At 70.4% G+C, this 8,274-nt stretch carries 8 protein-coding genes and 1 tRNA gene; 3 read left to right on the forward strand and 6 right to left on the reverse strand.

Annotated features, from left to right (window positions below; translation table 11 throughout):
• Positions 1-237: 237 nt before the first annotated feature.
• Positions 238-311: transfer RNA gene (locus G3I40_RS34980), tRNA-Met, on the forward strand.
• Between the two features lie 58 nt (positions 312-369).
• Here the strand turns inward: G3I40_RS34980 and G3I40_RS34985 are convergent.
• The 4 genes from G3I40_RS34985 to G3I40_RS35000 all read right to left on the reverse strand — a co-directional run bounded on the left by G3I40_RS34985 (position 370) and on the right by G3I40_RS35000 (position 3,816).
• Positions 370-1,506, reverse strand: coding sequence for an ABC transporter substrate-binding protein (locus tag G3I40_RS34985; RefSeq protein WP_164558873.1), 1,137 nt, complete (start codon positions 1,504-1,506; stop codon positions 370-372).
• 45 nt (positions 1,507-1,551) lie between these two features.
• The gene (locus G3I40_RS34990) at positions 1,552-2,418 is read right to left on the reverse strand and encodes an ABC transporter permease (RefSeq protein ID WP_164558874.1); all 867 of its coding nucleotides are present in this window, start codon (positions 2,416-2,418) and stop codon (positions 1,552-1,554) included.
• Positions 2,415-3,176 (reverse strand): ABC transporter ATP-binding protein, encoded by a 762-nt coding sequence (locus G3I40_RS34995; RefSeq protein WP_164558875.1) that lies wholly within the window; start codon positions 3,174-3,176, stop codon positions 2,415-2,417. Before G3I40_RS34995 ends, G3I40_RS34990 begins: the two co-directional genes overlap by 4 nt.
• A 217-nt stretch (positions 3,177-3,393) precedes the next feature.
• Positions 3,394-3,816, reverse strand: a complete 423-nt coding sequence (locus tag G3I40_RS35000) for a Fur family transcriptional regulator (RefSeq protein WP_164558876.1) — start codon at positions 3,814-3,816, stop codon at positions 3,394-3,396.
• A 134-nt stretch (positions 3,817-3,950) separates the two neighbouring features.
• Here G3I40_RS35000 and katG point away from each other — a divergent pair, with 134 nt between their 5' ends.
• Positions 3,951-6,167, forward strand: a complete 2,217-nt coding sequence (gene katG / locus G3I40_RS35005; protein WP_164558877.1) for a catalase/peroxidase HPI — start codon at positions 3,951-3,953, stop codon at positions 6,165-6,167.
• A gap of 165 nt (positions 6,168-6,332) precedes the next feature.
• Here the strand turns inward: katG and G3I40_RS35010 are convergent, their stop codons facing one another.
• Positions 6,333-6,734 carry a CBS domain-containing protein gene (locus G3I40_RS35010; protein WP_164558878.1) on the reverse strand — a complete coding sequence of 134 codons (402 nt, stop codon included), beginning with the start codon at positions 6,732-6,734 and terminating at the stop codon, positions 6,333-6,335.
• 178 nt (positions 6,735-6,912) lie between these two features.
• Complete coding sequence (hisN, locus tag G3I40_RS35015; RefSeq protein WP_164558879.1) at positions 6,913-7,710, reverse strand: histidinol-phosphatase; 798 nt, start codon at positions 7,708-7,710, stop codon at positions 6,913-6,915.
• A 140-nt stretch (positions 7,711-7,850) separates the two neighbouring features.
• Between hisN and G3I40_RS35020 the strand changes: the two genes are divergently transcribed.
• A partial coding sequence (locus G3I40_RS35020) for a helix-turn-helix domain-containing protein (RefSeq protein ID WP_164558880.1) occupies positions 7,851-8,274 on the forward strand: 424 nt, incomplete at its 3' end.

Here is an 8,274-nt window from a genome sequence, read left to right on the forward strand (position 1 = left end):
CCGGGCCGCGCTCAGGCTCGCCCTGCTGTGCGCGCGGCGCGGTGATCTGGTCGAGGGCCAGAGATGGGCGTGCCGGGCCGTGGAACTGGGCCCCGCCGAGGTCGCGGAGCGGGCCGGCCGGCTGCGGGACGCCCTGCGCGAGGAGCTGTCCGCCTAGGGCCGCAAGGCCTCTGGGGGTGGCCGGGGAAGGGATTTGCGCTGGTCGGGGGAGGTGCCGTAGGGTTGTGAACACAACGGCGCGGGGTGGAGCAGCTCGGTAGCTCGCTGGGCTCATAACCCAGAGGTCGCAGGTTCAAATCCTGTCCCCGCTACTCAAGGTCTGAGGCCCGGAACCAATAGGTTCCGGGCCTCAGGCGTATCCGGTGACGCTCAGGGTTTGTGACCCACCGCCTCCTCGTACAGGCGCCTGTCGACCGTCTTCGACTCCGGCAGCGGATCGCCCTTCGCGACGCCGGCCGCCTTGTACGCCTGTTGCAGCCGGTCCGTCGTGCCGGAGCGGATCTCCCAGTCCATGCGCAGCGACGGGGTCGACTCCAGGACGGTCTTGTCCGTCTTCAGAAGGTCGGCCAGCTCCGTGACGAACGCGGGATCCTTCTTGTAGTCGCCCGCGAAGTACGTGTTCACGGTGCGGATGTAGGCGCGCAGGAAGGCGACGCCCGCGTCCGGGTCCTTGTTGAGGAGGTTCGGGCCGAACAGGAGGCCGCCGAGCGGTTCGCCCTCCGGCTGGCCGCCGAGGAACGCGAAGCGCTTGTCGCCGTCGAGCTTGCGCCAGATCGGGTCGAGCAGCCAGGCCGAGTCGACGCCGCCGTTCTGCAGCGCGGTCAGCACGTCGGCCGAACCGAGCTGCTGGAACTGGATCTTGTCGAGGCCGCCGCCGTGCTTCTTCAGCGTCGTGCTCATGGGGTACGAGATGACGGACCCCTTGCCGATCATCGTGCCCATCTTCTGTCCGGCCATGTCGACGCGGGACGCGCTCTGGCCGTCCTTGAGGCGCACCCACAGGCCGCTCTTGGACTTCGGGTCGGGGGAGAAGTTCCCCGCGACCCACTTGATGTCGAAGCCGCCGAGGATGCCGTTCATGACCGCGGCCTCGGGCGCGGCCCACTGGGCGTCGATCTCGCCCTTGCCGAGCAGGGGGAGGGCGTCCGGGGTGGGCAGGAGCTTCAGCGTCACATCCAGGCCCTCCTTCTTGAACTCGCCCTTCTTGACGGCCATTTCGAGCGGCGCCACGTACTCGGCGGCGAGCGTGCCCGTCGCGATCGTCAGCTTGCGGGGCTCGGCGAGTCTGACGGGGGCGGGGGCGCCCTTGTCGCAGCGAGCGGGTTCGCGGTCCTTGGCGAGGTCCGACGGGTCCGTCCAGCTGCCCTTTCCGCAGCCGTCGACCGCCTTGATCGTGCGTGGTTTCGCGGCGGTGCCGGACGGGGTGTCGTTCTTGGCGCAGGCCGCGGTGCCGATGAGCAGGGCGCCGGTCACGAGCAGGGTGGTGCCGATGTTTCGCGTGCGCATGGAGCCTCCGTACGAGGACGAGCGAAGGAGTGCGGGAGTCAGGGTTCAGGACTGGCTGCGGCCGCGGTCGCGCGGCGCCCACGGGGTGAGCAACCGGCCCGCGAGCCGCACCAGTTCGGAGAAGACGACGCCGAGTACGGCCACGCAGACGATGCCGACGAACATGACGTCGTTCTGGAAGAGGGCGCGGGCGTCGAAGATGAGGTGGCCGAGTCCGTTCGCCGCGGCGATCTGTTCCGAGGCGACGATCACGAGGACCGCGACGCCCGCCGCGATGCGTGCGCCCACGAGGACGGCGGGCAGCGAGGCCGGGAGCAGGACGTGGCGGAACATCTGCCAGGGGGAGGCGCCGAAGACCTGGCCCGCGTCGCGGTGGCCGGCGGGAACCGAGAGGACCGCTGCCATCGTTGAGATCCATACGAAGAAGAAGACGGTGGCCGCGACCAGTGCCACCTGGGGGCCTTCGCCGAGGCCGAACATGTTCAGGAAGACGGGGAGCAGGGCGAGTTTCGGGACGACGTAGAGGGCGTCCAGGAGGGGTTCGAGTGCTGCGCGTATCAGGGATATCGAGCCCATGAGGAGACCGAGGAGGTAGCCCGCGAGCGTGCCGATCGCATAGCCCGACAGGACGCGTTTGAGGGTGGCCCAGACGTCCGGCCACAGGTCGCCGTCGGCGGCCCGGTCCCAGCCGTCGGCGAGGATCGTGGAGGGCGCCGGGTAGACGCGGTCGTCGATCCAGGACTGGGTGGCCGCCAGCTGCCAGAGCAGGATCAGGGCCAGCGGGACCGCGATCGCGAGGCTGAGTTCGAGGGCGCGGCGCCTGCGGCGGGTGCGGGTGGGGTGCAGTTCCTGGGGCCCGGGGGAGCGGACCAGGATGTCGTCGCTCTGCTTGGCGGGGGTGGTCGTCGTCATGCCGCGACCGCCCGGTCCTGATGCACCTCGCCGCGCAGGAGGTCCCACAACTCGCCCTTGAGCGCGGTGAATTCCGGGGTGTCGCGGATGTCTCCGGTGCGTGGGCGGGAGAACGGCGGGCGGTGCTCGGCGATCACCCGGCCGGGGCGGGCCGACATCACCAGGACGCGGTCGCCGAGGACGATCGCCTCCTCCAGGCTGTGCGTGATGAAGAGAGTGGTGGTGCGGGTGGTCTGGGTGAGGGCGAGGAGTTCGTCCTGGAGGATCGTGCGGAGCTGGGCGTCGAGGGCGGCGAAGGGCTCGTCCATGAGGAGGATCTCGGGCTCCACCGCCAACGCCCGTGCGATCGCGACGCGTTGGCGCATGCCACCGGAGAGGGCGGAGGGGTAGGCGTCCGCGAAGTCCGCGAGCCCCATGCGGGTCAGCCAGTCGCGCGCCCGGGCGTTGGCCTCGCGGCGCGGCACCTTCTGGATGTCGAGGCCGAAGCGGACGTTGGCCAGGACCGTCTTCCAGTCGTAGATGCCGTAGTCCTGGAAGATCATGGCGGCCGGGCGGGGGTCGGCGGTGCGGATCTCCAGGGTGCCGGTGGAGGGGCGGGTGAGGCCGGCGGTGATGCGCAGGAGCGTGGACTTCCCGCAGCCCGAGGGGCCCACGACGCAGACGAACTCGCCAGGGGCGATCGTGAGGTCGAGGGGGCCGAGGGCGTGGGTGGTGCCGAAGGTGCGGGTGAGGTCGGTGGCGCGGAGTTTGGCGTGCACGGGGCCCTCCGGGGGTGCGGTGGGTTCTGGTGGGCGCCCGCGAGAATATGACGGGTCGTCAGATTGCGGAAGGGGTGCGTGCCTCGTGGGGTTCGTTGCCGGGTGCCGCCCGTCGCGGTTGCTCGCGCCGTTCCCCGCGCCGCTTTCGATGCGCCGCTTTCGGGGCGCATCGAAAAGGCCCGCACCAAAAGGTGCGGGCCTTTTCGTAAGGAAGGATCTATGCCTGTGCCGTCGCGCAGGTCGGGCAGACGCCCCGGTACGTGACCTCCACGCCCGAGATCGTGAAGCCGAAGCGCTCCGAGTCGGGGAGGGTCGTCAGCGGGTTGCCCGTCGGGTGGACGTCGCGGATCTGGCCGCACTGGGCGCAGACCAGGTGCTGGTGCGGACGGTGCGCGTTCGGGTCGTACCGCTTCGCGCGCTTGTCCGTGGCCACCTCGATGACCTCGCCGAGCGACACCATCTCGCCCAGGGTGTTGTAGACGGTGGCCCTGGAGATCTCGGGCAGCCTGTCGACCGCGCGGGCGTGGACCTCGTCGGCCGTCAGGTGGACGTGGTCGCCGTCGAGGACCTCGGCCACGACGCGCCGCTGCGCGGTCATGCGCCAGCCGCGTCCGCGCAGTCGCTCCAGAAGGTCACTCATAAAACCAGCCTAACAGCAAGGGGACTAGATCCCGAACGGGTGTGACTTTGGAGTCTTGCTTGACTTAGACATTGTCCATTGTAGGATCAACCTCGGCTTGAAGCCAAGGGACAGGACACTCCGGAAGGGCCCCCATGACCGAGAATCATGATGCGATCGTCGCCGACCCGAAGGCGGAGGAGACGGGGGGCTGCCCGGTCGCGCACGGGCGTGCCAAGCACCCGACCCAGGGCGGCGGGAACACCCAGTGGTGGCCGGAGCGGCTCAACCTGAAGATCCTCGCCAAGAACCCGGCGGTGGCGAACCCGCTGGGTGAGGACTTCGACTACGCCGAGGCGTTCAACGGCCTCGACCTGGCTGCCGTGAAGCGGGACATCGCCGAGGTGCTGACCACCTCGCAGGACTGGTGGCCCGCCGACTTCGGCAACTACGGCCCGCTCATGATCCGTATGGCCTGGCACAGCGCCGGCACGTACCGCATCAGCGACGGCCGCGGTGGCGCCGGCGCCGGGCAGCAGCGCTTCGCGCCGCTCAACAGCTGGCCGGACAACGGCAACCTGGACAAGGCCCGCCGTCTGCTGTGGCCCGTCAAGCAGAAGTACGGCCAGTCGATCTCCTGGGCCGACCTGCTGATCCTCACCGGCAACGTCGCGCTGGAGACGATGGGCTTCAAGACCTTCGGCTTCGCCGGCGGCCGCCCCGACGTGTGGGAGTCGGAGGAGGACGTCTACTGGGGCCCCGAGACGACCTGGCTCGGCGACGAGCGCTACACCGGCGACCGCGAGCTGGAGAACCCGCTCGGCGCCGTGCAGATGGGCCTCATCTACGTCAACCCCGAGGGCCCCAACGGGAACCCGGACCCGATCGCCGCGGCCCGCGACATCCGTGAGACGTTCGCGCGCATGGCGATGAACGACGAGGAGACCGTCGCCCTCATCGCCGGTGGCCACACCTTCGGCAAGACCCACGGCAACGGCCCGGCGGACGCCGTCGGCGCCGACCCCGAGGCCGCCCCGATCGAGCAGCAGGGCCTCGGCTGGGCGAACAGCCACGGCACGGGCAAGGGCGGCGACGCCATCACCAGTGGTCTGGAGGTGACCTGGACCAGCACCCCGACCCAGTGGGGCAACGAGTTCTTCTCGAACCTCTTCGGCTTCGAGTGGGAGCTGACCCAGAGCCCCGCCGGCGCCAACCAGTGGGTCGCGAAGGATGCCGAGGCGACCATCCCGGACGCGCACGACACGTCGAAGAAGCAGCTTCCGACGATGCTCACCACGGACCTCTCGCTGCGCTTCGACCCGATCTACGAGCCGATCTCGCGGCGCTTCCACGAGAACCCCGAGGAGTTCGCGGACGCGTTCGCCCGCGCCTGGTACAAGCTGACGCACCGTGACATGGGTCCGGTCGTCCGCTACCTCGGCCCGGAGGTCCCCTCCGAGGAGCTGCTGTGGCAGGACCCGCTGCCGGCGCGCACCGGTGAGGTCGTCGACGCCGCGGACATCGCCTCCCTCAAGGAGCAGGTCCTCGCCTCGGACCTCACGGTCGCGCAGCTGGTCTCGGCCGCCTGGGCCTCGGCCTCCTCGTTCCGCGGCAGCGACAAGCGGGGCGGCGCCAACGGTGCCCGCATCCGTCTGGAGCCGCAGCGTAACTGGGAGGTCAACAACCCGGACGAGCTCGCGCAGGTGCTGCGTACGCTTGAGGGCATCCAGGAGTCCTTCAACTCCCAGGGCGGCAAGCAGGTCTCGCTGGCCGACCTGATCGTGCTCGCGGGCTCCGCCGCCGTCGAGAAGGCGGCCAAGGACGGCGGCTTCGACGTCCAGGTGCCCTTCTCGCCGGGCCGCGTGGACGCCGCGCAGGAGCAGACGGACGTCGACTCGTTCGCCGCGCTCGAGCCGGCCTCCGACGGCTTCCGCAACTATGTGGGCAAGGGCAACCGCCTGCCGGCCGAGTACCTGCTGCTCGACAAGGCGAACCTGCTGACGCTGAGCGCCCCCGAGCTGACCGTCCTCGTCGGCGGCCTGCGGGTCCTCGGTGCCAACACCGCCGAGTCGAAGCACGGCGTCCTCACCGACCGGCCGGGCACGCTGACCAACGACTTCTACGTCAACCTGCTCGACATGGCGACGACGTGGAAGTCGACGTCCTCGGCGCAGGACGAGTTCGAGGGCCGCGACGCGAGCGGTGCGGTCAAGTGGACCGGCACCCGTGCCGACCTGGTCTTCGGCTCGAACTCCGAGCTCCGCGCGCTCGCCGAGGTCTACGCGAGCGACGACGCCAAGGAGAAGTTCGTGAAGGACTTCGTCGCGGCGTGGGCCAAGGTCATGGACCTGGACCGGTTCGACCTCGTCTGAGGCCGTGCGGCTGAGGCCGTGCGGTCCGGGTGACCGCGGCGGGCGTCGGACGACGGCCGCCACGGTCACGGCCCTTCGCGGCCGATCGTCCCGGCACCCGCTGTGAGGCAGGAGGGGCGGCTCCCCAGGGAGCCGCCCCTCCTTGTCGTTGCCTGGGGCGGGTGCCTAGACCGTCAGGGGTGAGGCGTGCTGCTTGGACGGTGCCCAGCAGCCGATGATGTCGCGGACCGAGACGATGCCGACCGGCTCCTGGCCGTCGAGCACGATGAGGTGCCGGAAGCCGCCGTGCGCCATCGCCTCCGCCGCGTCCTCCAGGGTCCACGCCGGAGAGGCGAACACGACGTCGGTGGTGGTGTGGGTGTCGGCCGTCTCGTGGTCCGGATTCTGGTTCAGTCCCACCGAGTTGAGGATGTCGCGCTCGGTCAGGATGCCGATGCCGGAGCCGTCCGGGTCGAGGACGACTGCTGCTCCGACGCGGCGCGTGGACATCAGCCTGGCCGCCTGGCGCAGGGTGTGGGTGGGGCCGATGGTGAGGACCATCGTGCTCATGGCGTCACGGACGAGCATGAAGGAGCCACCTTCCTGTGGGGTCACTCGTGGGGCCGGTTCGAGTACGGGAATCGGTTCACAAGTTCACAAGTGGGGGGACTCTCAGAGTCGCAGGTAAAGGGAGTGCCAACAAGGGGGCGCGTGGAGCGAGTTCAGGGGCGCCCGAAGACCGTACGGGCTCCGGCCACGCCCCAGGTCAGCGCTGGTTGAGGTAGCCCAGCAGCTCGTCGTGGAGCAGTCCGTTCGACGCCGCCGCGTTGCCGCTGTGCGGGCCCGGCCGTCCGTCGAGGCCGGTGAAGGAGCCGCCCGCCTCGGTCACCACGATCGCGGGCGCCGCCATGTCCCACAGGGAGAGCTCCGGCTCGGCGGCGAGGTCGATCGAGCCCTCGGCGACCATCATGTACGGCCAGAAGTCGCCGTAGCCGCGGGTGCGCCACACCGCCCGGGTCAGGTCCAGGAACCCGTCGAGCCGGCCCTGCTCCTCCCAGCCCGTCAGCGACGAGTACGCGAAGGAGGCGTCGGAGACCCGGCTGACGTTCGAGACGTGCAGCCGGGACGCGGAGGTCAGGCTGCGGCCCGTGAACGCGCCCGCGCCCTTGGCTGCCCACCAGCGCCGGCCGAGCGCGGGCGCGGAGACCACCCCGACAACCGGCTGGTAGCCGCCCTCGGTCGCTTCCATGAGGGAGATGAGCGTGGCCCAGACGGGGACGCCGCGTACGTAGTTCTTGGTGCCGTCGATCGGGTCGATGACCCAGCGGCGCGGGCCCGTGCCCTCCACGCCGTACTCCTCGCCGAGGATCGCGTCGCGCGGCCGCGCCCGCTGGAGGTGATTGCGGATCAGCTCCTCGGCGCCCTTGTCCGCCTCGCTCACCGGCGTCATGTCCGGCTTGGTCTCCACCTTCAGGTCGAGCGCCTTGAACCGGTCCATCGTGGTGGCGTCGGCGGCGTCCGCGAGGACGTGGGCGAGGCGCAGATCATCGTGGTAGTCGGGCATGAGTGAACAGTATCGATCGGGGTCGGTCCGCTGCTACAGGGCCTGTTCCGGCGGGCGTGCCCGGACTCTTGACAGTGCGGACAAGCCCGTCAACTCTGGCGAAACGAGCCGTACGCACACGGCGGCCCGGGGAGGCGACGATGCCTGCAGCGCGGGAATCCCTACTGGACGCGGCCTATACGGCGCTGGCGCGGCGCCCCTGGTCCGGGGTGCGGATGGTCGACGTGGCGGCGGTCGCCGGGGTCTCCCGGCAGACCCTCTACAACGAGTTCGGCAGCAAGGAGGGCCTGGCCCGCGCCCTGGTGCGGCGCGAGGCGGACGCCTATCTGACGGGCGTCGACCGGGCGTTGAAGGAGGGCGGGCTCGACACGGTCGCCGAGTGGACCGTGGCGAGCACCCGGCGCAATCCGCTGGTGCGGGCGGCGCTCACCGGCTGCTGGCAGGAGCGGCTGCCGTCCCCGACGCTGTCCGCGGTGCCCTCCTCCTCGTCCGTGCCCGCCCAGCGCCGCGCGGACGGGCCGCTGCCCGCCCCCGCCGACCTGCTCGCCGCCGTCCGCGACCGGT

The organism is Streptomyces sp. SID14478, from assembly GCF_010548525.1.
Classification (GTDB): domain Bacteria; phylum Actinomycetota; class Actinomycetes; order Streptomycetales; family Streptomycetaceae; genus Streptomyces.